Origin of the sequence: Candidatus Aquiluna sp. IMCC13023 (assembly GCF_000257665.1) — a bacterium.
Lineage (GTDB): Bacteria > Actinomycetota > Actinomycetes > Actinomycetales > Microbacteriaceae > Aquiluna.
On the sequence record NZ_AJKR01000003.1, the window covers coordinates 56,638 to 79,776 of the forward strand.

A 23,139-nucleotide genomic window follows, 5' to 3' on the forward strand; every position below is an offset into this window, starting at 1 on the left:
TTTAGGAGTAGTAAATGGGCATTCTCAGTTCGACGATGAATTACTTTGGTTTCGGCAGCTCAGAGAGCGCTAAGCCGGATACGGCAAAACCTAGGGCAAGCGCACCTCGTCCGCGTCGGTCTTCGGACATGTCTGAAATCATCACGCTTGAGCCGCAAACTTACGCGGACGCTAAAGAGGTTGCCTCTCACTTCCGCACCGGAGTTCCGGTCATCGTAAACATTGGAGCCATGAGCGAAGCTGACGCGAAACAAATGCGAGACTTCATGCTCGGGCTAAAGGAGGGCCTAGAAGGTCACCTGCGACGAGTCACTCCGAAAGTTTTTCTGCTTAGCCCATCTCATGTAATTGTTTCTGACGCTGAATCTGACTCGTCGGATGCGGACAACATGGACATTTCCTAGAGGCATGTCAATAATCGGACTCACTCTTTATTGGGTGCTGCAGCTGTTTTTTTACGCGATGATCATTCGTTTCATCGCTGAGCTCGTGATGAGCGTAAATCGTGGTTGGAGACCGAAAGGTCTACTGCTACCGGTATTTGACCTTTGTTATTCAGTCACCGATCCGCCACTAAAGTTCGCTAGACGCTTTATACCTCCGCTCAGACTCGGCCCAATTGCGCTGGATTTGGCTTGGACCGTGCTGCTTATTGCGGTCTTAATTCTTCAGAGCTTTGCAAGAGGACTCTAACTGCCAATAACATAGGGACAGCTCACCGTAAAAAAATTTAGAAGAGGTTTAAAATGGCGCTGCTGCCCGAGGACATTCTCAGCAAGAGATTTCTAACTACTAAGTTCCGTGAGGGCTACGACCAGGACGAGGTCGATGACTTCCTTGACGAAGTAGTTCTTGAATTCCGTCGGGTTGTCACAGAAAACCAAGACCTAAAAGCCGGCGGCACCAAGCTGAACGATTCCCTGGCTGCGCCGGCGAAAGCCGTATCTTTCCCTGAGGCAAGTGACCCTGCTTCGGATGGCTCCCTAGAGGGGACGGATTCCTCCAAGAGCATCATTGAACTGGCCCAAAAGCTTCACGAGGACCACGTTCGAGATGGTCAAGTCAAGCGCGACCAGTTGGTTCGAGATGGTCAAGAGCAAGCTGCCCGGTTGGTAAGGGATGCTGAGGCTGAATCTCGAGAGGTACTCGGCAAGCTTGAAATTGAGCGCAAGAACGCTCTTGAGGCAATTGAAGAGTTGAAACTCTTTGAGGCAGATTACCGTGAGCAACTTCGTCGCTACATCGAAGATCAATTGGACCAGCTAACTCGCGAGGAGGTTGTCGCGACGATTGCCCCCGCCGAGCAAAGTAGCCCCTCAGGCTCTTCGGTTGAAGCAGAAGATTCGACTATGACGGAAGCTTACGATTCCGAGGGTGAGCAGAAGTAAGGGCGGAGCCGGGAAATTACTGATATTCCTTGGGACCGCTTTTAGCATTGTTGCACTTGACCAATCCACTAAATTTTGGGCGGAAGCAAACCTTACAAACCAATCTGTTCAAGTAATCGGTGATCTTCTAAGGTTCCGGCTTGCCTACAACGATGCGGCCGCGTTCTCATTGGGAGTCGGAGCAACTTGGGTTCTAACTATTATCTCGACGGTCGCTGTGATAGCGATGCTTGTGCTCAGTCCGCGGATCAAGACGGGCTATTGGGCGCTTATAGGCGGCTTTGTCCTTGGGGGAGCAATGGGTAATTGGATAGACCGGGCTTTCAAAGCTCCAGAGTTTTTCAATGGCCACGTAGTGGATTTCATTCAAATTCCGTTGAATTTTGCGATCTTCAATTTGGCCGACACTTTTTTAGTAATAGGCGTGGTTTTGGCTGTCATACAAACAGTTCGCGGAGATGAAATAGGCGGCGGACGTGCAGCCTAAATTACTTCCTGTCCCGCCGGACATGGCAGGTTCCAGGGCTGATTCCGGGATAGCAAAAATGTTGGGGATTTCCCGCAGTCATGTTGCAGAGCTGATTGCGGCGGGCGCTGTCAGTCAGAATGGCATTCTGGTTGCAAAGTCTGATCGGTTGGTGGCTGATGCCGTGCTCGAGGTTGTTCTCGAGGAGGTCTCCCGAGAAATCTCGGTCCAGCCAGAAGATGTTGCAGCGCTGAAGATTATTTTTCAAGATGAACACATAGTTGTTATTGACAAGCCATCCGGTGTTGTTTCACACCCTTCTCAGGGGTTCGTGGGGCCTTCGGTGCCGGGCGTGCTGATGGCTAGAGGTATCGTTTTGAGCACCTCGGGTGCTCAAGAGCGTCAAGGTATCGTTCAGCGGCTTGACGTGGGAACCAGCGGCCTTATGGTGCTTGCGAAATCCGAGATGTCATATTCGGTTCTAAAGCAAGCCTTTCGAGACCGTGTTGTAAAAAAGACTTACCATGCATTGGTGCAGGGGCACCCTGAGCCGTCCCGTGGGACCATTGACACGCCAATTGGGCGCAGTACCAAACATGACTACAAGTTCACTATTTCGGCTGCAGGCAAGCCTGCAGTGACTCATTACGAGACCATTGAGGTTCTTCCGGCAGCAGCGCTGATGAAGGTGGGCCTGGAAACAGGCAGGACCCACCAAATTAGGGTTCATTTCTCTCATTTTCGGCACCCATTGGTCGGCGACCCCTTATACGGTTCCGATCCAAAACTGGCAGCTTCTCTTGATCTAGATCGGCAGTGGCTGCATGCAAAACGCCTTGGCTTTAATCACCCGGCAACTGGGGAATTTGTCGAATTCGAAAGTGAATACCCAACTGATTTAGAAATCGCCCTCAATCGCCTCCGCGATGTCGACTTTCGCATCTAACATAGGGGTCTAAGAAAGGTGGCAAATGTCTGATAAGTCATTCGTCCACCTCCATAATCACTCCGAATATTCCATGCTCGATGGTGCGGCCAGGATAAAGCAGCTTGTCGCAAAGGCTGCCGAACTTGAAATGCCAGCCATCGCTATTACCGACCACGGCAATAACCACGGCGCTTATGAATTTTGGAAGCAAGCAAAAGCCCACGACATAAACCCGGTTATTGGCATCGAGGCCTATCTGGCGCCTGGCAGCAGAAAAGACAAGACTCGCGTTCGCTGGGGCGACGGAGGGGGAGACGATGTCTCTGGAGGTGGTGCATACAGCCACCTGACAATGTGGGCCACAAACAATGACTCAATGCAAAACCTATTTCGACTCTCATCAGAGGCGTATCTTTCTGGTTACTATTTCAAGCCACGCATGGACCGCGAACTTCTGTCCAAGTTCGGAAAAGGGCTTATTGCGACCACTGGCTGCCCCGGTGGCGAGGTCCAAACCAGACTCCGACTGGGTCAATATCAAGAGGCTCTGGATACTGCGGCGGAATTCCGCGACATTTTCGGCGAAGGTAACTATTTCGTGGAGGTCATGGATCATGGTCTTGAGATCGAAAAAAGAGTAAGGGACGACTTACTTCGCCTTGCAAAGGACCTGCAGCTGCCACTGGTTGCAACAAATGACTTGCACTACACCGAGAAGGAAGATTCGGTGGCTCACGACGCTTTGCTGTGCGTGCAGGTTGGATCGAATCTTGATGACCCAAATCGGTTTAAGTTCCAATCTGAGGAGTACTACCTCAAATCCGCTAAGCAAATGAGAGAGCTCTTTGCTGAAATCCCGGAGGCAGCCGACAACACGCTTCTGATTGCTGAGCGAAGTGAAATTGATTTTTCCAAGCGCGACCTCATGCCTAGATTCCCGGTTCCCGAGGGTCAAACTGAGGCTGGTTTGTTGGAAAAAGAGGTGTGGGACGGCATGAACACTCGCTTCCCGGACGGATACTCCGATGAGCACAAGCGTCAAGCTGCCTACGAGATCGACGTAATTAAATCCATGGGATTCCCCGGTTATTTCTTGGTGGTTTCTGACTTCATACGCTGGGCACGAGCCCAAGGAATACGAGTTGGCCCGGGTAGGGGCTCTGCGGCTGGCTCACTGGCCTCATACGCCCTAGGTATCACCGAGCTTGACCCGCTAAAACACGATCTGATTTTCGAGCGGTTTTTGAATCCAGAGCGACTTTCTATGCCTGACATCGATGTTGATTTTGACGATCGTCGACGCTCTGAAGTCATTAAGTATGTGACTCAAAAATACGGTGACGATCGAGTGGCGCAAATCGTCACTTTTGGAACCATCAAGGCCAAACAGGCCCTGAAGGATGCCTCACGTGTCATGGCATTGCCATATTCAGTGGGGGAGCGCCTTACAAAGGCAATGCCGCCGATGGTTTTGGGAAGAGACATTGCGCTGAATGATCTGGTGGATCCAGATTCTGAGCGCTACTCCGAGGCGGCGGAGTTCCGGGAAATTATTGAGACCGATCCTCAGAGCCAAGAGGTGTTCAAGCTAGCCAAGGGCCTCGAGTCTTTGAAGCGTCAGTGGGGTGTCCATGCGGCGGGAGTAATCATGTCCGCTGAGCCACTAATGGACGTGATACCGATTATGAAGCGCGAGGAAGACGGCGCCATAATCACTCAGTTTGACCAGCCTCCTTGCGAAGAGCTGGGTCTCTTGAAGATGGATTTTCTAGGACTAAGAAACCTGACGGTCATAGATGATTCGCTTCAGAACATCTTGCAAAACCGTGGTCAAACGGTGGTGTTGGAGAGCCTGGATCTGAACTCCGATCAAAACACCTTTGACCTACTGTCCTCGGGCGACACTCTCGGGGTTTTTCAGCTGGACAGCGACAATATGAGAGCTCTGCTGAGACTCCTGAAGCCCAGTGAGTTTGAACATATTTCCGCCGTTATTGCGCTTTATCGTCCGGGACCAATGGGCATGAACTCACATACCAACTATGCGCAGCGAAAAAACGGACTGCAGGAGATTGAAGGAGTACACCCTGAATTGGCCGAGCCACTCAAAGAAATTCTTGGTCCAACCTTCGGCCTGATTGTTTACCAAGAGCAGGTAATGGCTGCTGCTCAGAAGGTCGCCGGTTACACGCTTGGGCAAGCGGACCTTCTTCGAAGAGCAATGGGTAAGAAAAAGCCGGAAGAGCTGGCTAAGCAGTTTGAAATTTTCAGCCAAGGCATGGTGCAAAACAAGTTCTCTAAGCCGGCGATCACCGCCCTTTGGGATACTCTTTTGCCCTTTGCTGACTACGCGTTCAACAAGGCGCACTCGGCTGGTTACGGAGTGCTTTCCTACTGGACCGCTTATCTAAAGGCAAACTTTCCCGCCGAGTACATGGCGGCATTGCTGACTTCCGTTGGAGACTCTAAAGACAAGCTGGCCATTTATCTAAACGAGTGCCGCAGGATGGGAATCAAGGTCTTGGCACCGGATGTGAACGAATCAATTGGGGTCTTTGCAGCTGTTGGAGACGACATTCGTTTTGGTCTTGAGGCTGTGAGAAACGTTGGTCACAACGTTGTTGAGTCGATCATCAAGGCCCGCACTGAAGAAGCGTTTAGTGGTTTTGATGACTTCCTCACTCGCGTGGGTCAGCAGGCTGCCACCAAGCGAGTTGTCGAGTCTCTAATAAAAGCAGGGGCATTTGATTCCTTTGGTCACACCAGACGAGCACTGACGGCCGTGTTTGAAGAAGCAATTGAGACCGCCAGCGTAAAGCGTAAGCAAACCGCTAATGGGCAGGTGGATCTTTTCGGAGGCATCCTGGATGATGATCCTTCCGTTGTAAAAGTTCCCGATCTTCCAGAGTGGACTAAGCGGGATCTTCTCGCCAATGAGCGAGACATGCTCGGCCTTTATGTCTCGGACCATCCGCTTGCTGGACAAGAGTCGATGCTGATGCGTAACAGCGATATGGGGACGATCGCCCTCAAACAAAGCGACATTCAAGACGGCGAGACTGTTACTCTGGCGGGCCTAATCACCCAGGTTCAGCACAAGGTGGCTCGCACCAGCGGGAATCAGTACGGTCAGATCACCCTGGAGGATTTTTCCGGTGAAATTTCCATAATGTTTATGGGCAAAACTTATCTTGCGAACCGAGAGCATTTGGTTGCCGACCAGACTGTTTCGGTCCGTGGAAGGGTCTCTCGCCGCGACGAGGAAATGATGATGCAGGCCTACTCCATAGACATTCTCGATGCCGGACGTGAGCAGGGCGGGGTGTTGAAACTAAAAATTAGTGACAGCCTGGCTACCAAGGAGCGCTTGCTAAAACTCGGAGCAATTCTTGATGCCAACCCGGGACCGTGCGAGGTGCAGGTGAAGTTGGTGGGATCATCGGATCGCCACTTTATGTTGCCGCAGCGGGTCTCGGTGGGGCATGACCTCTTTGGAGAGCTAAAAGCCCTACTTGGGACCGACTCGGTTAGTTAGAAATTGTCCTGCAACCGGTCGCCTATCGTGTGATAACCGCGTTGAAAGTAAACGAGCGGCTGTTCGCAGCTTCTTGTCACGTGAGCACTTTCCAGTGCCAAAATCACCACGGCGTTTGACTCCACTTCGATTTTATTGATAACTCTTGCCATCATGACGCTTGAGGCTTCCGTAAAAATAGGCACCGACTCGGGTCCTATTTCAAAATCATCACCTAGAAACCGGTCTTCTTTAGGTCCGGCTAATTTCTGAGCCAGGCTCAACAGCTGAGCATCTAGTGTGTGAACTGCAACCAGCTTTCCGGTAGAGACATGAGGGTAGCTCGATGCCCCTTGCGAAATATTCAGCGAAATCAGCGGAGGAGTCGACCCCAACGAGGTAACCGAAGACGCGGTGAAGCCAATTGGGTTTAGGTCACCGTCGGCTGCGGTAACAAGGGCGATGCCGGTTGCGTGGTTGCGAAAGACAGCCTTGAGGCCGTCTGGCCCAGAAAGGTCAAAGTAATCATTGTCTATAGTCATGTCGGGATAAGGTTAGTTCATCCAGATTTATTTAGTGGGGTTCTAACGTGCGGAAAATCGAGATTTCAGGTCAGGTAACACCTGCCCTGGTAGCCGAATTACTCCCCAGAGCCTCGGTCAGCATTGATTCGGTATCCGAGACTGTGTCTCAAATCATTGCTGAAGTGAAACAAAATTCACTTGTAGCTTTAGATGCTCACGCTGAACGTTTCGATGGGCTGAAAAACGTTTCGTTTCGAGTCCCCAAGGAAGTATTGGTGGAGGCGCTAAACCAGCTTGATAAGCCCCTTAGGGAAGCTATCGAGACGGCAATCACTAGAGTTCGTGCAGTTTCAATGGCCACGATGCCAGCTTCAGTCCGGGTTGAATTGGATGAGGGTGCAATTGTCGAACAGCTATTTATTCCGGTTGACTCGGTGGGTCTATACGTCCCTGGCGGGAAAGCGGTTTATCCATCCAGCGTTGTTATGAACGTTGTTCCGGCTCAAGTTGCGCGTGTGCCGAGGATTGCGGTTAGCTCTCCAGCGCAGGAAAACGGCCTGCCGAGTCCTAGCGTCATGGCAACCTGCGCCCTACTGGGCATCGACGAGGTCTATGGCATCGGGGGCGCCAGTGCCGTCGCCGCTTTTGCTTATGGCGTGACTGAAATCAACCTTGAGCCAGTGGCAATGGTCACTGGGCCAGGCAACATCTTTGTGGCCGCAGCTAAGCGTCAGCTGAGAGGGGTCATCGGAATTGACTCGGAGGCAGGGCCAACTGAAATCTTGATAGTTGCCGATGAAAGCGCCAACCCTAGGTTTATAGCCGCTGACTTGATTTCTCAGGCCGAGCACGACCAAAACGCCGCAGCGGTCCTGGTAACCGATTCAGCGAGCCTGATTGAGCAAGTAGAGGCCGAGCTTTTGGTTCAGGTGGGTCTTGCCAAAAATCGCGACCGAATCGAAGCATCTTTGGGTGGCATTCAGTCTGCCCTGGTTCTAGTTACTGACATGAGCGCAGCCATGGCTGTAGCAAACGAATATGCAACCGAGCATCTAGAAATCCAAACCGCTAACTCTGAAGAGCTGGCGAATCAGGTCCGTCACGCTGGAGCTGTGTTTGTTGGGGCCCACTCTCCGGTCAGTTTGGGTGATTATTTGGCCGGGTCAAATCACGTCCTTCCAACCGGCCAACAAGCCAAGTTCAGTTCCGGGCTGTCAGTGTTTACTTTTTTGAGGACGCAACAGCATGTTACTTATTCGGCCGATGCCTTGGCGTCAGTGACCGACAGGCTTAGGGTATTTTCTGAGGCTGAAAAGCTAAGTGCTCACGGTCGGGCTGGATCGATAAGGCTGGAGGAGTAAAATTGCACTGTCCTTTTTGCAGAAATTCTGATTCTCGAGTAATTGATTCCAGAACCAGCGATGATGGCGTTTCGATACGCCGCCGCCGCCAGTGCCCAGAGTGTCAAAAGCGTTTCACCACGATAGAAACCGCCACGTTGATGATTACTAAGCGAAGCGGTGTAACCGAACCATTCTCAAGGGACAAGATCGTTTCGGGCGTAAGAAAAGCCTGCCAGGGCAGGCCGGTAACCGACGCGGACTTGGCCCTGCTTGCGCAGCAGGTGGAGGAGGCACTTAGAGCCACGGGCGCAGCATCGATCGAGGCTCAAGACATTGGCCTTGCCATTCTGGAACCCCTCCGAAACCTAGATCATGTTGCCTTCATGCGTTTCGCCAGTGTCTATCAGGCTTGGGACTCTTTGGATGACTTCCAAGCTGCCATCGAGAGCCTGAGGGACTAGCAAGTTGTTGTACAGATTTTTCTTCAAGGCTTTTTTTACCAGGCTTGATCCAGAATTCGCACATGAGTTAGTGGTAACTGGGCTGAGGTTGCTGAGTGGTCTGGGCCTGATCAGAGCCGGCAAGGCTCGCGATGACATCAGCACATTGGGACTTCATTTTGAAAACAGGCTGGGAATGGCCGCGGGTTTCGATAAAAACGGCATTCTTATCAAGGCCTTGCACGCCCTGGGATTTGGCCATGTCGAAATCGGCACCGTGACGCCATTACCGCAGCCAGGAAACCCAAAGCCTCGGCTCTTCAGGCTGCCAAAGAATCAAAGCCTCATAAATCGAATGGGATTCAACAACGAGGGGGCCGAGGCGGTTGCCGCCCGCATAGCTAAATTGCGTAAAGACAATCAGCGACTGCCCATTATTGGCATAAACATTGGGAAAAATAAGTCAACCAGTCAAGAGCTTGCGCATAGGGACTACGGGGTTGCGACAAAAACTCTCGCGCCAGTTGCGGATTACCTAGTTGTAAACGTTTCCTCACCGAACACAGCCGGGCTTCGGGACTTGCAACAAGTGGCTGAACTTCGCCCAATCCTTCGTGCTGTCCTGGCTGCAGCTGGAAATGTCCCAGTTTTGCTAAAAATTGCACCGGATCTTATAGATGCTGATATCGAGGCTATAGCTTCATTGGTTGTTGAAATGAACCTGGCTGGCATGGTCGCAACGAACACGACGATTTCTCGAGAGAATCTTATTGCCGAGAGCAACACCGCCGAGCCTGGAGGCCTTAGTGGCCCCATCTTGGCCGAACGGTCGACCGAAGTTTTAAAGCTGATTCGCAAGCTTCTCCCCGCCACCATGACTGTAATTTCGGTGGGCGGAGTGCTAACTAAAGACGACTACTCGGAGCGACTCTCTCTGGGTGCTGATTTAGTTCAGGGTTATACCGGATTTGTATACGCTGGGCCGTTGTGGGCCAAACGCCTTACTTCCCGATAGGCCTTGGGTTTGGGCTCTTGGTTAGTTCCGGGTCAGTGACGATGGAGTCTCCAAGAATCTCGTCGGCCTTTTTCATCAATTCTGCTGGAATCTCTACTCCGGACGCCTTGATGTTTGAAGTTATTTGCTCCGGTTTTGAGGCGCCCACGATTGCGGCGGCAATGTTCTTGTTTTGGAGCACCCAGGCAATCGAGAACTGGGCCAAGCTGAGGCCAAGTTGATCTGCCAACGGTACAAGCTTCTGAATCTTTGTGAGCAGGTCATCGCTCAGGAATTTCTCCATGAAGTCAAAATTCTTTGCTGAAACGGTTGCCCTTGAGTCCTCGGGCAGTTCTGCCCCTGGAAGGTATTTTCCAGTTAGAACACCCTGAGCCAGGGGAGACCAAACAATTTGGCTAAGGCCAAGCTCCTGGCTGGCTGGCACGACCTTTTTCTCGATTACCCGCCACAGCATCGAATACTGCGGCTGGTTTGAGATCAGCCGGTAGCCCATTTGCGATGCAAGTGCCTGGCCCTGCTGTATCTGCTCAGCAGACCACTCGGATACGCCGACGTAGAGAACTTTGCCCATCCTGACCAAGTCGGCAAATGCCTGCATGGTCTCCTCCAGCGGGGTTTCGTGGTCAAAACGATGCGCCTGGTACAAGTCAACGTAATCGGTTTGCAACCTTCTCAGTGAGCCGTCTATGGACTCCATGATGTGCTTGCGGCTCAGGCCGACGTCGTTCGGCCCCATCTCGGCCACTGGCCAGTAAACCTTGGTCAGAATCTCTAGACCTTCGCGGCGCTGACTCTTTAGGGCATCGCCCATAACCTTTTCAGCTGCAAGGTTGGCGTAAACGTCTGCGGTGTCAAAGGTGGTAATTCCTCCATCGAGAGCAGCGTGAACGGTTTTTATGGCCTGCTCATCTGCAACCTGAGAGCCGTGCGTGAGCCAGTTTCCGTAAATGATTTCGGAGATCTTTAGTCCGGAATTTCCTAGGTACCTGTGCTGCATTTTTTACTCCCTTCAGTGTTACGGACGGTCTAAAGCTCTAATTTTGTAAATCTCGCGACCTGTGGTTTAGGTATCCGCAGTGTCCGCATCTGAATTGAACGCATTGCTCCGTACCAAGCTAGGCCGCCATCTAGATTCTCAGCTCCGAGTTTGTCGCCAAGCTTCTTCTTCACAGCTCTGCCCACGAAATAGGAATCCACAGCGACGACAGCAAACAGTCCCCACATTGCAAACAATGCCACAATTTGAATCGCGTACGAGTCAATGAATGTCATTAGAACCACGACAAACAGCATCGGCAACACAAGTTCTCCGGCGGTGAAGCGAGCATCAACCACGCTGCGAGCGAGTTTGCGCTGCGGACCCTTATCCCGGGCTCCAAGATATCGCTCTTCACCCGCCATCATGCCTTCTCGCGCTTTTTGACGCTCAGCACGGTTCTTTTCCTTGTCTGCGCTCTTAGCTTGCTTGCTACGATCGCCAACCAGGGGGCGCTTACGAGCGAGCTCACGGTCTTTTCTTGACGGGGTTGGGCGGCCTTTGCCAGCCTGAGTGTTGTCTTCTTGAGTCATTGAATCCTCTTGTCCTGTATGCCTTAGATTACAGGCATGACTTTTTCTTCTAACCAAATGAACCCTAAATGGTTTGAACCCGCGAGTAAATTCGTCGATTCGTTGTTCCCTGCCGCCGTTGCCAAGTTGGGGCAGTTAGTAAAGATTCCCGGCATCGCTTGGCCAAGTTTTGATCAGGGGAATCTTGAGATTTCGGCGGAGAAAGTTGCGGACGAATTCCGTCAGCTTCAGTTTTTTGACTTCGTCGAAATTCGAAGAGCGGCCAAGCCATCGGGGGAGCTCGGAGCTCCAGCGGTCGTTGCAAGAAAAGCCGGTCACCCAAGCGCGCCACATGTGCTTTTGTATGCACACCATGACGTCCAGCCACCGGGGGACAGGTCGCTATGGGAAACTGAGCCTTTCGAGGCAACCTTGAAGGGGGATCGACTCTTTGGAAGGGGTGCCTCGGATGACAAATCCGGAATTATCACTCACCTGACCTCGCTGAGGGCGTTTATTCAGCTTGCCACTGAAATTCGAAGTGGCGTCACTGTATTCGTTGAGGGCGAGGAGGAAGCCGGTTCGGAATCCTTCCCAGAGTTTCTGAGGGAAAACCACGCCGACTTAGCTGCTGATCTGATAGTTGTTGCAGACAGTGGTAACTGGAGCGAGGACGTTCCCGCTCTTACAAGTTCACTTCGAGGCATGGTTTCGCAAACTTTCACGCTGAAGACTCTTGATCACGCTTTGCATTCGGGAATGTATGGGGGGCCATTGCCCGATGCAAACACTGCAATGATTCGCCTTCTCGCTTCGTTGACCGATGAAAAGGGAAGCGTCGCAATTTCAGGTCTGGATTCGGTGTCCATCGATGGACCAGAGCTTTCAGATGAGGAATTTGGTCAAGTAGCCGGCCTGCTGCCCGGGGTCGAAAGACTTGGCACTAAATCTGTAACGCAGCAAATATGGGGAGAACCAGCGGTAACGGTGATCGGTTTGGATTTCCCGGCGGTAGATGTGGCATCTAACACCGCCCAGCCGGCAATCCGGGCCAAGATTTCCCTTCGCTTAGCCCCGTCTCAAGATCCGCAGAGTGGGCTAGAAGCCCTCAGAGACCATTTGCATCGCCATAAGCCCGTGGGGTCAGAGTTAGAGTTCGGAAGGCATGAAACCGGTACTGGATACCTAGCAAACGATGGTTGGGCCGCCAAGTTGGCCCACGAAGCATTTTCTGCTGCGTGGCCGAATCCCAGTGTGAATATGGGAATAGGAGGCTCCATACCGTTCATATCGCAATTTGCTCAAGCTTTCCCAGACGCCGAAATTCTGGTCACCGGTGTGGAGGAGCCAGATTCAAGGGCGCATTCACCAAACGAGTCACAACATTTGCCAACTCTGAAAAGAGCGATATTGGCTCAAAGTTTGATTCTGCTCAACGGGAATGACTTAGTTAGATAACTGTTAAACTATTTATCGGAGGTCCAAATGACACAGGTAGTGACACACGGCGTAAAGCTGACAGATTTTGCAGTATCCAAGGTTCGTTCCTTGCTAGAGGCCGAAGGTCGAGATGACCTACGTCTCAGGGTTTCGGTTCAGCCGGGCGGTTGTTCGGGACTGATTTACCAGCTGTTCTTTGATGAGCAGCTCGAGGAAATTGACGCGATCGTCAGCTTTGACGGGGTCGAAGTGGTTGTGGACCCTATGAGCGTTCCATACCTTGACGGTGCCTCAATTGATTTTGAGGACACAATTCAAAAGCAGGGATTCACGATTGACAACCCAAATGCCGACGGAAGCTGCGCATGCGGAGACTCTTTTAGCTAAACCTTGGTTCTTAGGCAGTTTCCTAACCCTCATCGGTTAGAATTAAGTAGTTCAAGCTAACCACTGAAGGACCTAAATTGAGTAAAAACCGTTCTCGCTTCGCGGCAATTGCCCTGCTCTCAAGCCTTACTTTGGTGCTGAGCGGTTGCAGTGCGGAGCTCCAAAGAGGGTTTTTACCAGACGCCTCCGGAGTTACAAATCACACGGACCGAATAATTGGACTTTGGACTACCTCTTGGATCGTACTTCTGGGTGTCGGAGTAGTCTCATGGGGCTTAATTGCTTGGGCTTTGATCGTCTACCGACGTCGTATCGGTGCCACTGGCCTCCCATCTCAGCTTCGCTACAATCTCCCTATCGAAACGCTTTTCACGGTGATTCCGCTGATTCTTGTGGTGGGTTTCTTTGCATTCACCGCAAGAGACATGACCGCCATCGAAGCCAAAGTGGAAAACCCAGATGTTCACATTGAAGTTATAGCCAAGCAGTGGAGCTGGGATTTCAATTACGTAGATGACAATGTCTTTGACAGCGGTATCCAGGCTCAATTCACTGGCAAGGAAGAGAACATCTTCGAGACCCTGCCTACTCTTTACTTGCCCGTTGGCAAGTCCATCCAGATAGAACTAAATTCCAGAGACGTAATTCACTCTTTCTGGGTTATTGACTTCCTTTACAAAAAAGACATGTTCCCTGGGCACACGAACAACATGTATTTCACCCCCTTGAAAGAGGGTACCTACGTGGGTAAATGTGCAGAACTTTGCGGTGAATATCACTCGATGATGTTGTTCAACGTCAAGGTTGTCTCCCAGTCAGACTATGACTCCAGAATGGGTGCCCTTGCCACGCAAGGAAACGTAGGGCAGCTTTCAACAGAGTATGACCGAAACCAAAATCTCCCTGGCGGAGATCCGACTATTAGAGGCTAGAGATCATGGCTACGATCACACCAACCAGGACAAACCCTTCTACCTTCAAGCCCAAGCGCAGCAAGGGTGAGATCATTGTTGATTGGCTGACAACCACTGACCACAAGAAAATCGGCTATCTCTACTTGATTACATCATTCCTGTATTTCTTGCTGGGTGGAGTAATGGCCCTAGTTATCCGAGCGCAGCTGGCATTGCCGGGTCTTGAAATTGTCGCCACCAAAGAGCAGTACAACCAGCTTTTCACCATGCACGGAACAATTATGTTGCTCATGTTTGCAACACCGCTTTTCGCAGGGTTCGCAAATGTATTGATGCCGGTGCAAATCGGAGCCCCTGACGTTGCCTTCCCAAGACTAAACGCGATCGCGTACTGGTTTTTTAGCTTCGGAAGCCTAATCGCGGTTTCAGGATTCTTCACACCTCAGGGAGCTGCTAGCTTCGGATGGTTTGCCTATGCGCCCCTGTCTAACACCACATTCTCACCGGGAATCGGAGGAGACCTGTGGGTATTTGGGCTTGCGCTTTCAGGGTTTGGAACAATCCTTGGTGGAGTGAACTTCATCACCACAATCATCACAATGCGCGCTCCAGGAATGACAATGTGGCGGATGCCGATTTTCACCTGGAACACTCTTGTGACTTCGATCCTCATCATTATGGCTTTCCCTCCTTTGGCAGCTGCTTTGTTCGCGCTTGGCGCTGACCGTCAATTTGGCGCTCACATTTTTGATCCGCAAAATGGTGGAGCTATGCTGTGGCAGCACCTGTTTTGGTTCTTTGGTCACCCAGAGGTTTATATCATTGCGCTGCCGTTCTTTGGCATCGTGTCGGAAATTTTCCCAGTATTTAGCCGCAAGCCGATCTTTGGCTACAAGACCCTTGTCTACGCCACCATCGCCATCGCCGCTCTATCAATGACCGTGTGGGCCCACCACATGTATGTCACCGGTCAGGTCCTACTTCCGTTCTTCGCTTTCACTACGATGCTTATTGCGGTTCCGACTGGAGTGAAGATCTTCAACTGGATTGGAACACTTTGGCGCGGATCGATCACTTTCGAAACGCCAATGCTTTGGAGTCTAGGGTTCTTGGTTAGCTTCGTGTTCGGTGGTTTGACCGGAGTGATTTTGGCCTCTCCTGCTCTTGATTTCATGCTTTCTGACTCCTACTTCGTGGTAGCTCACTTCCACTACGTAGTCTTCGGAACTGTCGTGTTCGCCATGTTCGCAGGCTTCTATTTCTGGTGGCCCAAGTTCACTGGCAAGATGTTGAATGAGAGGCTTGGAAAGATCCACTTCTGGATTCTCTTCGTTGGCTTCCACACCACGTTCTTGGTTCAGCACTGGCTTGGAGTCTTGGGTATGCCAAGGCGTTACGCCACTTACCTTCCGGAAGACGGTTTTACCGAGATGAACCTTATCTCTACAGCCGGAGCTGCTCTGCTAGCTCTTTCCATGATCCCGTTCTTGTTCAACGTCTGGATCACTGCTCGCAAGGGCAAGATGGTTGAGCTCAAGGATCCATGGGGCTACGGCCGCTCGCTTGAGTGGGCGACCGAGTCTCCAATTCCACGCCACAACTTCCACTCAATCCCTAGGATTCGTTCGGAGTCGCCTGCCTTTGACCTGAACTATCCAGAGCATGCGGCTCCGGAAGCTAAGGCTTCTTATAGCAAAGAGGGCATTTCCTAATGCGGTCTAACATCGGGCTGCAAATGGTAATGGCCGCCTACCTTGCGGTTGCCACGGTCGGTTACGTGATTGTTTCTTACCTGGTGTTCGGATATGTCGAGCCGATTGGAACCATCGTTATCGGTTTCTCGGTTCTGCTTTCGCTGTTGATCGCATTTTTCCTCTACAGCGGGCTGAGCAAGGACTCAGAGCTGCCGGAGGACCGTCTTGACGGCGAAATCGCTGACGATTCAGGCGAGGTTGGATTCTTCAGCCCTTGGAGTTGGTGGCCATTGGCTCTTGGCTTGGCGTGTGCAATGTTGTTCTTGTCGCTTGCAGTTGGCTGGTGGGTGACATTCATCGCTGTTCCATTGGCCATCGTTGCGGTGCTTGGCTTCGTATACGAGTATTCACGCGGAGCTCACGCCCACTAACGGTTCGGTCTTCAAACTATTCAGGCCTCAGGCCGCATTAGACACATTATCTTTACTACGCTCTCCGAATCGTCTTGCGTCGATTGACGCCTGCGTGACCGGGCCACCGTCACTACGTCGACCGAGTGACAACGACATTGCTGTTCACATCCAGCTTCCATGAATGGTACCTGCTGTCTCAATATTTAGGTCTGCCTGGACTAGTCAAACGGTAACGTGACTAGGCAGTTCTTTTTTGAGCCAGGGATAGGCGTTAAATGACAAACCCCGAACCTTCAGAAGGTCCGGGGTTTGTCTGTTACAAGGCTGTTTAGGCGTTGATTGATTTCTGTTTACGCTTTGGCTTTTCTGTAACAGCCTCTGGCGCGTGGTCTGCGTGCGCAAGCTCATACTCTGCTTTTGACACAGGGGCAATGCGGTCTTCGAAGTAGATCTTGGAGACTGCCGAACGAAGACGATTACCGAGACCTATCTTTCCATTGGCGTCTGGACGGGCAAGTACTGGCTGGTAGTCCTTGTAGTCGATTAGCTTCCATAGCTCATACTTGTCCACTGTTTCGTGAACCTCGATGTATTCGCCGTGTGGGAGCCTAACAACACGTCCGGTCTCCCGTCCATGAAGAACAACCTCACGGTCCTTGTTCTGGAGTGCGATACAAGCTCGCTTGGTGACAAAGTAGGCAATTCCTGGTCCGATTAGGAGCATGATCTGCATTGCTACCAGCACCTGGTTTAGCGACATCTGGAAGTTGGTAGCAATCAAGTCAGTGGACGCACCAGCCCAAAGAACGGCATAGAAGGTAACTCCGGCAGCACCAATTGCAGTGCGAGTCGGGGCGTTTCTTGGTCGGTCCAGCACGTGGTGCTCACGCTTGTCCTTTGTAACCCAGTTCTCGATGAATGGATACGCAGCAACTAGCGCCAGGAACAACAACGACACAATCAGTGGAACCATAACTCCCATTGGTATGACGTAGTCGAAAATCGAGATGTCCCAGCCCGATGGAGCTAGGCGCAGGGCGCCGTCGAGCCATCCGATGTACCAGTCGGGTTGAGTACCCGCCGAAACAGGGGAGGGGTCGTATGGTCCGTAGTTCCAAATTGGGTTAATGGTGAAGGTAGCCGCTATGGCTGCCACAACTCCAAAGACCAAGAAGAAGAATCCTCCGGCTTTCGCAACGTATACAGGCATTAGTGGGTAACCAACGACGTTGTCGTCAGTGCGTCCTGGACCGGAGTAGTGGGTGTGCTTGTGAATGATAACCATCATCAGGTGGACACCGATCAACACAATAATCAGGGCCGGCAGAATCATTATGTGCAAGCTGTAAAGTCTCGCGACAACCTCGGTCCCGGGGAATTCTCCTCCGAAAAATCCGGAGCTAAAGGCGGTGCCAATTACTGGGATGCCCTTGATCATTCCGTCAATAATGCGGAGTCCGTTTCCGGAAAGTAGATCGTCGGGGAGTGAATAACCTGTAAATCCAGCTCCCATACCCATAAGGAAAAGCAAGAATCCAACTACCCAGTTAAGCTCGCGAGGCTTGCGGAATGCACCGGTGAAGAACACGCGAAGCATGTGTAGTCCAGCTGCAGCCACGAAGAGCAGGGCAGCCCAGTGGTGAACCTGTCGCATTATTAGGCCACCACGAATATCAAAGCTGATGTCCAAGCTTGACGCGTAGGCGATAGACATCTGGGCACCCTTGAGAGGTGCGTAGCTTCCGTCGTAGTGGACTTCGGCCATTGAGGGCTGGTAGAAGAAAGTTAGGAACGTGCCGGATAGTACCAAGATCACGAAGCTGTACAGGGCGACCTCACCGAGCATGAAGCTCCAGTGGTCAGGAAAGACTTTGCGACCGAAGCCCTTTAGGACTGCCGAGACGCTAAGGCGCTCGTCTAAGTAGTTTGCAGCCCCTCCTGCGAATCCGGGCTTTGCGTCTGTTGCGCTGGTTTCTGTTGTACTAGTCATTTGTTATTTCCTTATGTCCCAGAATGAGGGTCCGACAGGTTCCAAAAAGTCACTTTGTGCAATTAGATAACCCTCAGCGTCAACCGCGATGGGTAGCTGGGGGAGAGGTCGAGAAGCAGGACCGAAGACAACTTCGCAGTGGTTGGCCAAATCAAAAGTCGACTGGTGGCATGGGCAAAGAAGGTGATGGGTGTGCTGCTCATAAAGAGCTACCGGGCAACCAACGTGGGTACAAATCTTTGAGTAGGCAACAATGCCCTGGTAGCTCCAGTCCGCTTTGGCGGGGTCTTCGTTCAGATCGCTTGGGTTCACTCGAACCAGCAATACTGCTGCCTTGGCTTTTTCCTCGAGCTTGTGCTCTTCCATTTCGCTGAGACCCTCAGGGATTACATGGAAGACAGACCCAATGGTCACGTCAGAGGCCTTGATTGGGATACCGGTCGGGTCCTTTGTAAGCCTTGTTCCTGGTTTCCACATGGTGTGCTTCAGAGTGTCGCCGACAACTGGACCTAGGTCGCCGAAAATAATGATTGCTGGGATCGGGAAGAAGGCAAGAGCGCCGTACATGCTCCTGCGTATTAGCTTCCTTCTTGAAAAACCGGATTCTCCATCTGCAAGCTTTACTATTTCCAGCGCCTGAGCGCGGGTTTCGTCTGAGCTTCGCGCCTGGTGTCGCATTTCGGAAACTTCATTGTCTGGCATCAATGTCTTTGCCCAGTGCACGGCGCCAAAGCCGATACCGAACATGGACAGTGCCATACCAAGACCCATCCAAAGTGAGTTGTTTCTAGTCGCCGCAAGGTCGCCATCCACGATGGGGAACGCGAAAAAGCCCCAAATTGCAATGATTGCTCCCACAACACTGACGCCAAACATGACGGCGATCTGCTTTTCGGCAGTTCGAGCGTGCTTTTCGCTCTTGTCGGTCATGCGAATGCGGTGAGGCTCGATTCCAGGATTGGCAATCGGCTTTTCTATGTCCGTGGCTAGCCCAGGGGAGTAGCTCTTTTCAATATCGCTCATGCGCTATCTCCTAATTCGACTTTGCCCCGAGCCATACAGTGATGGCGATGATGAAACCTAACCCAAAGATCCACGTAAATAATCCCTCGGCTACTGGTCCAATTGAACCCAGTTCAAAACCGGCAACCGAGTCGTTGTCTTCGATGTACTTCAAGTAGGTAATGATGTCTTTTTTGTCTTCGGGCGTCAGGTTCGCGTCGTTGAATACCGGCATGTTCTGAGGACCCGTGACCATTGCTTCATAAGTGTGCTTAGGCGTTACACCTCCAAGTGCGGGAGCAAACTTGCCCTCTGTGAGCGCACCACCAGCTCCAACGGCGTTGTGGCACATTGCACAGTTGATTCTGAACAGCTCGCCACCGTGAGTCGCATCTCCATCGCCACGAAGATATTCTTCATCGGGAATTGCTGGGCCTGGGGCTAGGGAGGCAACATAGGCTGCCATCGCCGAAATCTGTTCTTGAGTGAACTGAACCGGCTTCGCACGAAGCTGTGGGCCAGAGCCTTGGCCTGGCATGCGGCCAGTACCAACTTGGAAATCAACCGAAGCAGCGCCAACTCCGATGAGGCTTGGTCCTCCGATAGCACCTTCACCGTTGGTGCCGTGGCAAGATGCGCAGTTGGCAAGGAATAGCTTCCGACCCTCTTCAACTTGTGCTGGAGAGCCTGTCTCCGCCTGAACGACGTTGGTAGCTGCGGCGTAGCCTCCACCTGAGAGCACTAGGCCGAGGAATACAACTAGTCCCGCTGCCCACGGGCGTCGGCGCATCGGTTTTGCTGAACTCAACATTTTCTCCATTTTGTTATTTGAGGATGTAAACAACTACGAAAAGACCGATCCAAACTACATCTACGAAGTGCCAATAATATGAAACAACAATTGCGCTAGTTGCTTCCTTGTGGCCAAAATTCTTCGCAGCGTATGCGCGCCCAATAATGAGCAAAAATGCTACTAGTCCGCCGGTTACGTGCATCGCGTGGAAACCAGTAGTTATGTAAAAGGCTGACCCGTAAGAGTTAGAGCTGAGGGTAATGCCCTCCGAGACCAGCATCGCGTACTCCCAAATCTGGCCCGCAACAAAAATTCCACCGAGTATGTAAGTCAAGAAGAACCACTCGATCATTCCCCACTTGGCTGGAGATGCTCCAGTACGCCTTGGCTGTAGCCTCTCAGCAGCAAAAACACCGAATTGCGCAGTGAAAGAACTGGACACAAGAATCAGGGTGTTTATCAGTGCGAAAGGGACATTCAGAATCTGAGCATCGTTTGCCCACAGGTCCGGTGCACCAGCCTTCAGGCTGAAGTACATCGCAAAAAGACCGGCAAAGAACATGACTTCGCTGCCAAGCCAGACAATAGTGCCAACCGAGGTTGAATTCGGCCTATTGATTACCGGAGGTGATATAGCTTCGGAGGTTGTGGTCATACCTCAAGGATACCCGAGTAAGCCCGTCTGTGGCCCGTAAACCACAAGGTTTCCAGAATTTTTGAAGAATTTCCACAGTTCGGGATAGTTAGACTGCTGTAATGACGATTCAGACATGGCCAGAGGTGCTGACCTCCTTGGTTTCGGGGCAGGATCTGACCCGCGAAACTGCCAGCTGGGCAATGATGCAAATCATGTCTGGAAGCGCCACTGCAAGCCAGCTAGGTGGCTTCATGACGGCTCTTAGAGCCAAGGGCGAGACAGCCGCTGAACTAGGTGGTCTTGTAGATGTCATGCTTCAAAATGCCCAAAAACCCAACGTTTCCAGTGATGCTCTTGATATAGTTGGAACCGGGGGAGACCTGGTCGGCACCGTGAACATCAGCTCCATGGCAGCCGTGGTTGCTCGAGCCTCAGGGGTACCAGTACTCAAGCACGGCTCCAGGAGCGCATCAGGAAAGACTGGATCCTCCGAAATGCTTGAAATGCTAGGAATCAGGCTGGATTTATCAGCAGAACAGGTCGCCAAGGTATTCGCAAGCCAGGGGATTACATTTTTCTTCGCGCCCGTATTTCACCCGGCAATGCGACATGTAGCCGCCGCCAGGAAAGAAATAGGCGTCCCTACCACCTTTAACTTCCTCGGTCCTCTGGCAAACCCCGTTCAGCCGATCGCCACTGCCCTTGGGGTGGCGGATGAAAAGATTGCACCCCTCATGGCGCAGGAGCTTGCCAGCAGAGGCAGAACGGCACTTGTATTTAGGTCGGATGACGGCCTTGATGAGCTCAGCACCACAGCTGCCAACCGGTTATGGCAGGTTAGTGGCGGAGAGATATCAGAATTTGACTTTGACCCCATTAGCATCGGCCTGCAACGAGTGAATCAGTCGCAACTGCTCGGCGGTGATGCCACACACAATGCCCAAGTGGCAGCCGGAGTATTCGCTGGGGAGCAGTTTCCTAACTCAGGACCCATTACCGACATTGTTTGCTTGAACGCAGCCGTTGGAATCGTTGCCTACGAACTCGCAAAGAACCCATTCCTTGCAAAAGAGAATTTCACCGATCGAATCAGAAGCGCGTTCGATGTGGCGATGAGCTCAATAACAAACGGCAGCGCTTCGCTCGTAGCTGCGAACTGGGCTGCCAGCACCCAGCAGGCCTAAGCCTTAGACGACAACTCACCGGTAAAGCGGGGAGTGCTCAAAAACGTTACTTGACATAATGTTTATTATCGGCTATCTATTGCCCTACCACACCAGTTCGGAGGTGGCCTGTTACTTACACCCGGCCGCTCTTATCAGCGAGGCCAAACAATCTCATGGCCAGCTGATTGAGGTATCCGATTGAAATTGCAAACAGCAAAGTACCTTCTCTCACTTGGCCGCCAAGTGAGAAGCCGATTATTACAACAATGATCTCCACGGATGTTCTGGCGATCCAAAAGGGTTTATTGAACCTTTTTGCCAGCCCCATCATCAAACCGTCCCTAGGGCCCTTGCCAAAGCCACAAGAGATGTATAGCCCAGTCGCAAAGGAAATGATCAACATTCCCAGGACAAATAGGATGAAATTTTGCCAGTAGGCTTCAAAATCGGGAAGTAAGGGCATCGTCAGGTCCGCGAACAGTCCAACCAGAATCGCATTTAGCACCGAGCCAATTCCAGGTTTTACTTTTAGCGGGATCCAGAAGAGCATCACCAGCAGGCTTACCGCAATTGTCGCTTGTCCGAAGGTTATCGAAGTCTGAAGAGAAATTCCTTGAGCCAGAACGTCCCAGGGTGGGATTCCGATTCCGGCGTGAACCATCATTCCTAGGCCCGCGCCATAGATGGCCAAACCAAAAATTAGTTTCGCGAAGCGATAGATGAAATTAGACTGGGACACTCCCAAAGAATAGGGCGTTGGTCTAGAGAAAATGACAAAAACTAATTATTTCAAACCCCCTATCCCAAGAGTTTTTGCTCATCGAGGCTTCAATTACCTAGTCCCTGGAGTTGACGAGAATACAATCATGTCCTTTCGGACTGCCTTAGATCAGGGTGCTACCCACATCGAAACCGATACTCAGGCAACATTAGATGGAATTGCCGTGCTTTTTCATGACGCCACGTTGCTCAGGCTAATGTCTGTGGATGCAAAGGTTTCTGAGCTTACTTTCGCTCAACTTTCAAGCTATTCGCTTCCGAATGGCGGCAAAGTGCCCTCTCTTGATCAGGTTTTACGAGAACTGCCGAAAGTCCGGCTAAACATTGATATTAAATCTGCTAAAGCGGTTGCCCCAACCGTCAGAGCGATTGAGGTAAATGACGCGCACGACCGAGTGCTCGTCTCTAGCTTTTCAAAGAGCAACAGAAAGCATGCTCTGGCATTGCTGACTACGCCAGTAGTAACTTCGGGGTCCATGGCCGATGTGCTGAAAATTTGGTTGGCGCATAAGTTTTTGGGTGGGCTTGGACTCAAGGCTCTAACCAAAGGCCTGGACGCTCTGCAGCTACCTTGTAATTACGGGCCAATCCTGTTTGCACAGAAAAAATTCATTGCCGCCATGGCAGCCAACAACATTGAGGTTCATTTTTGGACAATCAATGAAGTCGAGCAAATGCGTGAGCTTTTGTCGATGGGGGCATCCGGTATCGTCACCGACAGATGCGACCTGGCTTCAAAGCTGTGACTGGTCTGTGA

Annotated in this window: 24 protein-coding genes; 16 read left to right on the forward strand and 8 right to left on the reverse strand. The window is 51.6% G+C overall.

Translation table 11 applies throughout. From position 1 onward, the window contains the following. Window positions 1-14: 14 nt before the first annotated feature. From IMCC13023_RS04000 to dnaE, 6 genes are read left to right on the forward strand one after another with little or no spacing between them, the layout of a single operon-like run. Window positions 15-404, forward strand: coding sequence for a cell division protein SepF (locus IMCC13023_RS04000; RefSeq protein WP_050816740.1), 390 nt, complete (start codon window positions 15-17; stop codon window positions 402-404). A gap of 4 nt (window positions 405-408) precedes the next feature. Continuing rightward, window positions 409-693, forward strand: a complete 285-nt coding sequence (locus IMCC13023_RS04005; protein ID WP_007541529.1) for a YggT family protein — start codon at window positions 409-411, stop codon at window positions 691-693. A 53-nt stretch (window positions 694-746) separates the two neighbouring features. Continuing rightward, window positions 747-1,388, forward strand: a complete 642-nt coding sequence (locus IMCC13023_RS04010; protein WP_007541531.1) for a DivIVA domain-containing protein — start codon at window positions 747-749, stop codon at window positions 1,386-1,388. Beyond that, window positions 1,375-1,875 (forward strand): signal peptidase II, encoded by a 501-nt coding sequence (gene lspA, locus IMCC13023_RS04015; protein WP_040325337.1) that lies wholly within the window; start codon window positions 1,375-1,377, stop codon window positions 1,873-1,875. The genes IMCC13023_RS04010 and lspA overlap by 14 nt, the downstream gene beginning before the upstream one ends. A gap of 22 nt (window positions 1,876-1,897) precedes the next feature. After that, window positions 1,898-2,800 carry an RluA family pseudouridine synthase gene (locus tag IMCC13023_RS04020; protein WP_007541535.1) on the forward strand — a complete coding sequence of 301 codons (903 nt, stop codon included), beginning with the start codon at window positions 1,898-1,900 and terminating at the stop codon, window positions 2,798-2,800. Between the two features lie 25 nt (window positions 2,801-2,825). Beyond that, window positions 2,826-6,317: a DNA polymerase III subunit alpha gene (dnaE, locus tag IMCC13023_RS04025; protein WP_040325146.1), complete on the forward strand. Its 3,492-nt coding sequence runs from the start codon at window positions 2,826-2,828 to the stop codon at window positions 6,315-6,317. On the opposite strand, the gene IMCC13023_RS04030 is transcribed toward dnaE, so the two are convergent. Next, entirely contained in the window at window positions 6,314-6,838 is a 525-nt protein-coding gene (locus tag IMCC13023_RS04030) for a flavin reductase family protein (RefSeq protein WP_007541538.1), read from the reverse strand. The two genes, dnaE and IMCC13023_RS04030, sit on opposite strands and share 4 nt — an antisense overlap. Window positions 6,839-6,885: 47 nt before the next feature. On the opposite strand from IMCC13023_RS04030, the gene hisD reads away from it, so the two are divergent. Genes hisD through IMCC13023_RS04045 form a run of 3 tightly spaced genes read left to right on the forward strand, consistent with a single transcriptional unit; the run spans window position 6,886 to window position 9,618 of the window. Further along, window positions 6,886-8,181 carry a histidinol dehydrogenase gene (hisD, locus tag IMCC13023_RS04035; protein ID WP_007541540.1) on the forward strand — a complete coding sequence of 432 codons (1,296 nt, stop codon included), beginning with the start codon at window positions 6,886-6,888 and terminating at the stop codon, window positions 8,179-8,181. A 2-nt stretch (window positions 8,182-8,183) separates the two neighbouring features. Further along, window positions 8,184-8,624, forward strand: a complete 441-nt coding sequence (gene nrdR, locus IMCC13023_RS04040; protein WP_040325148.1) for a transcriptional regulator NrdR — start codon at window positions 8,184-8,186, stop codon at window positions 8,622-8,624. Window positions 8,625-8,631: 7 nt separating this feature from the next. Then, window positions 8,632-9,618 (forward strand): quinone-dependent dihydroorotate dehydrogenase, encoded by a 987-nt coding sequence (locus tag IMCC13023_RS04045; protein ID WP_007541547.1) that lies wholly within the window; start codon window positions 8,632-8,634, stop codon window positions 9,616-9,618. Here IMCC13023_RS04045 and IMCC13023_RS04050 read toward each other — a convergent pair. Next, a complete protein-coding gene (locus tag IMCC13023_RS04050; RefSeq protein WP_007541549.1) occupies window positions 9,605-10,615 on the reverse strand; it encodes an aldo/keto reductase family protein in 1,011 nt (336 codons plus the stop codon). The two genes, IMCC13023_RS04045 and IMCC13023_RS04050, sit on opposite strands and share 14 nt — an antisense overlap. Window positions 10,616-10,644: 29 nt before the next feature. Continuing rightward, on the reverse strand, window positions 10,645-11,187 hold the full coding sequence (locus tag IMCC13023_RS04055; RefSeq protein ID WP_007541551.1) for a DUF3043 domain-containing protein: 543 nt from the start codon (window positions 11,185-11,187) through the stop codon (window positions 10,645-10,647). A gap of 36 nt (window positions 11,188-11,223) precedes the next feature. Here IMCC13023_RS04055 and IMCC13023_RS04060 point away from each other — a divergent pair, with 36 nt between their 5' ends. The 5 genes from IMCC13023_RS04060 (at window position 11,224) to IMCC13023_RS04080 (ending at window position 16,032) form a co-directional block, all read left to right on the forward strand. After that, entirely contained in the window at window positions 11,224-12,624 is a 1,401-nt protein-coding gene (locus IMCC13023_RS04060) for a M20/M25/M40 family metallo-hydrolase (RefSeq protein WP_007541553.1), read from the forward strand. 27 nt (window positions 12,625-12,651) lie between these two features. Further along, window positions 12,652-12,993: an iron-sulfur cluster insertion protein ErpA gene (erpA, locus tag IMCC13023_RS04065; protein WP_040325150.1), complete on the forward strand. Its 342-nt coding sequence runs from the start codon at window positions 12,652-12,654 to the stop codon at window positions 12,991-12,993. 77 nt (window positions 12,994-13,070) lie between these two features. Then, complete coding sequence (ctaC, locus tag IMCC13023_RS04070) at window positions 13,071-13,925, forward strand: aa3-type cytochrome oxidase subunit II (protein WP_007541558.1); 855 nt, start codon at window positions 13,071-13,073, stop codon at window positions 13,923-13,925. A 5-nt stretch (window positions 13,926-13,930) separates the two neighbouring features. Next, entirely contained in the window at window positions 13,931-15,619 is a 1,689-nt protein-coding gene (gene ctaD, locus IMCC13023_RS04075; RefSeq protein ID WP_007541560.1) for an aa3-type cytochrome oxidase subunit I, read from the forward strand. Beyond that, window positions 15,619-16,032 carry a cytochrome c oxidase subunit 4 gene (locus IMCC13023_RS04080; RefSeq protein ID WP_081478847.1) on the forward strand — a complete coding sequence of 138 codons (414 nt, stop codon included), beginning with the start codon at window positions 15,619-15,621 and terminating at the stop codon, window positions 16,030-16,032. Before ctaD ends, IMCC13023_RS04080 begins: the two co-directional genes overlap by 1 nt. Window positions 16,033-16,342: 310 nt before the next feature. Here IMCC13023_RS04080 and qcrB read toward each other — a convergent pair whose 3' ends face one another. From qcrB to ctaE, 4 genes are read right to left on the reverse strand one after another with little or no spacing between them, the layout of a single operon-like run. Beyond that, entirely contained in the window at window positions 16,343-18,004 is a 1,662-nt protein-coding gene (gene qcrB / locus IMCC13023_RS04085; RefSeq protein WP_007541564.1) for a cytochrome bc1 complex cytochrome b subunit, read from the reverse strand. Window positions 18,005-18,007: 3 nt separating this feature from the next. Beyond that, window positions 18,008-19,027, reverse strand: coding sequence for a cytochrome bc1 complex Rieske iron-sulfur subunit (gene qcrA / locus IMCC13023_RS04090; protein WP_007541567.1), 1,020 nt, complete (start codon window positions 19,025-19,027; stop codon window positions 18,008-18,010). A gap of 10 nt (window positions 19,028-19,037) precedes the next feature. Further along, on the reverse strand, window positions 19,038-19,817 hold the full coding sequence (gene qcrC, locus IMCC13023_RS04095) for a cytochrome bc1 complex diheme cytochrome c subunit (RefSeq protein ID WP_502685262.1): 780 nt from the start codon (window positions 19,815-19,817) through the stop codon (window positions 19,038-19,040). Window positions 19,818-19,830: 13 nt separating this feature from the next. Further along, a complete protein-coding gene (ctaE, locus tag IMCC13023_RS04100) occupies window positions 19,831-20,454 on the reverse strand; it encodes an aa3-type cytochrome oxidase subunit III (protein WP_007541571.1) in 624 nt (207 codons plus the stop codon). 101 nt (window positions 20,455-20,555) lie between these two features. Between ctaE and trpD the strand changes: the two genes are divergently transcribed. After that, complete coding sequence (gene trpD / locus IMCC13023_RS04105; protein ID WP_007541572.1) at window positions 20,556-21,620, forward strand: anthranilate phosphoribosyltransferase; 1,065 nt, start codon at window positions 20,556-20,558, stop codon at window positions 21,618-21,620. 115 nt (window positions 21,621-21,735) lie between these two features. On the opposite strand, the gene yczE is transcribed toward trpD, so the two are convergent. Further along, window positions 21,736-22,341 carry a membrane protein YczE gene (gene yczE, locus IMCC13023_RS04110; RefSeq protein ID WP_007541573.1) on the reverse strand — a complete coding sequence of 202 codons (606 nt, stop codon included), beginning with the start codon at window positions 22,339-22,341 and terminating at the stop codon, window positions 21,736-21,738. Window positions 22,342-22,372: 31 nt separating this feature from the next. On the opposite strand from yczE, the gene IMCC13023_RS04115 reads away from it, so the two are divergent. Then, entirely contained in the window at window positions 22,373-23,128 is a 756-nt protein-coding gene (locus IMCC13023_RS04115) for a glycerophosphodiester phosphodiesterase family protein (RefSeq protein ID WP_040325152.1), read from the forward strand. Window positions 23,129-23,139 lie beyond the last annotated feature (11 nt).

Coding starts and splice junctions, on each gene's coding strand:
- IMCC13023_RS04000 (WP_050816740.1), top strand. CDS start 15: ATGGGCATTCTCAGTTCGACGATGAATTACTTTGGTTTCGGCAGCTCA.
- IMCC13023_RS04005 (WP_007541529.1), top strand. CDS start 409: ATGTCAATAATCGGACTCACTCTTTATTGGGTGCTGCAGCTGTTTTTT.
- IMCC13023_RS04010 (WP_007541531.1), top strand. CDS start 747: ATGGCGCTGCTGCCCGAGGACATTCTCAGCAAGAGATTTCTAACTACT.
- IMCC13023_RS04020 (WP_007541535.1), top strand. CDS start 1,898: ATGGCAGGTTCCAGGGCTGATTCCGGGATAGCAAAAATGTTGGGGATT.
- dnaE (WP_040325146.1), top strand. CDS start 2,826: ATGTCTGATAAGTCATTCGTCCACCTCCATAATCACTCCGAATATTCC.
- IMCC13023_RS04030 (WP_007541538.1), bottom strand. CDS start 6,838: ATGACTATAGACAATGATTACTTTGACCTTTCTGGGCCAGACGGCCTC.
- IMCC13023_RS04050 (WP_007541549.1), bottom strand. CDS start 10,615: ATGCAGCACAGGTACCTAGGAAATTCCGGACTAAAGATCTCCGAAATC.
- IMCC13023_RS04055 (WP_007541551.1), bottom strand. CDS start 11,187: ATGACTCAAGAAGACAACACTCAGGCTGGCAAAGGCCGCCCAACCCCG.
- IMCC13023_RS04060 (WP_007541553.1), top strand. CDS start 11,224: ATGACTTTTTCTTCTAACCAAATGAACCCTAAATGGTTTGAACCCGCG.
- erpA (WP_040325150.1), top strand. CDS start 12,652: ATGACACAGGTAGTGACACACGGCGTAAAGCTGACAGATTTTGCAGTA.
- ctaD (WP_007541560.1), top strand. CDS start 13,931: ATGGCTACGATCACACCAACCAGGACAAACCCTTCTACCTTCAAGCCC.
- IMCC13023_RS04080 (WP_081478847.1), top strand. CDS start 15,619: ATGCGGTCTAACATCGGGCTGCAAATGGTAATGGCCGCCTACCTTGCG.
- qcrB (WP_007541564.1), bottom strand. CDS start 18,004: ATGACTAGTACAACAGAAACCAGCGCAACAGACGCAAAGCCCGGATTC.
- qcrA (WP_007541567.1), bottom strand. CDS start 19,027: ATGAGCGATATTGAAAAGAGCTACTCCCCTGGGCTAGCCACGGACATA.
- qcrC (WP_502685262.1), bottom strand. CDS start 19,817: ATGTTGAGTTCAGCAAAACCGATGCGCCGACGCCCGTGGGCAGCGGGA.
- ctaE (WP_007541571.1), bottom strand. CDS start 20,454: ATGACCACAACCTCCGAAGCTATATCACCTCCGGTAATCAATAGGCCG.
- trpD (WP_007541572.1), top strand. CDS start 20,556: ATGACGATTCAGACATGGCCAGAGGTGCTGACCTCCTTGGTTTCGGGG.
- IMCC13023_RS04115 (WP_040325152.1), top strand. CDS start 22,373: ATGACAAAAACTAATTATTTCAAACCCCCTATCCCAAGAGTTTTTGCT.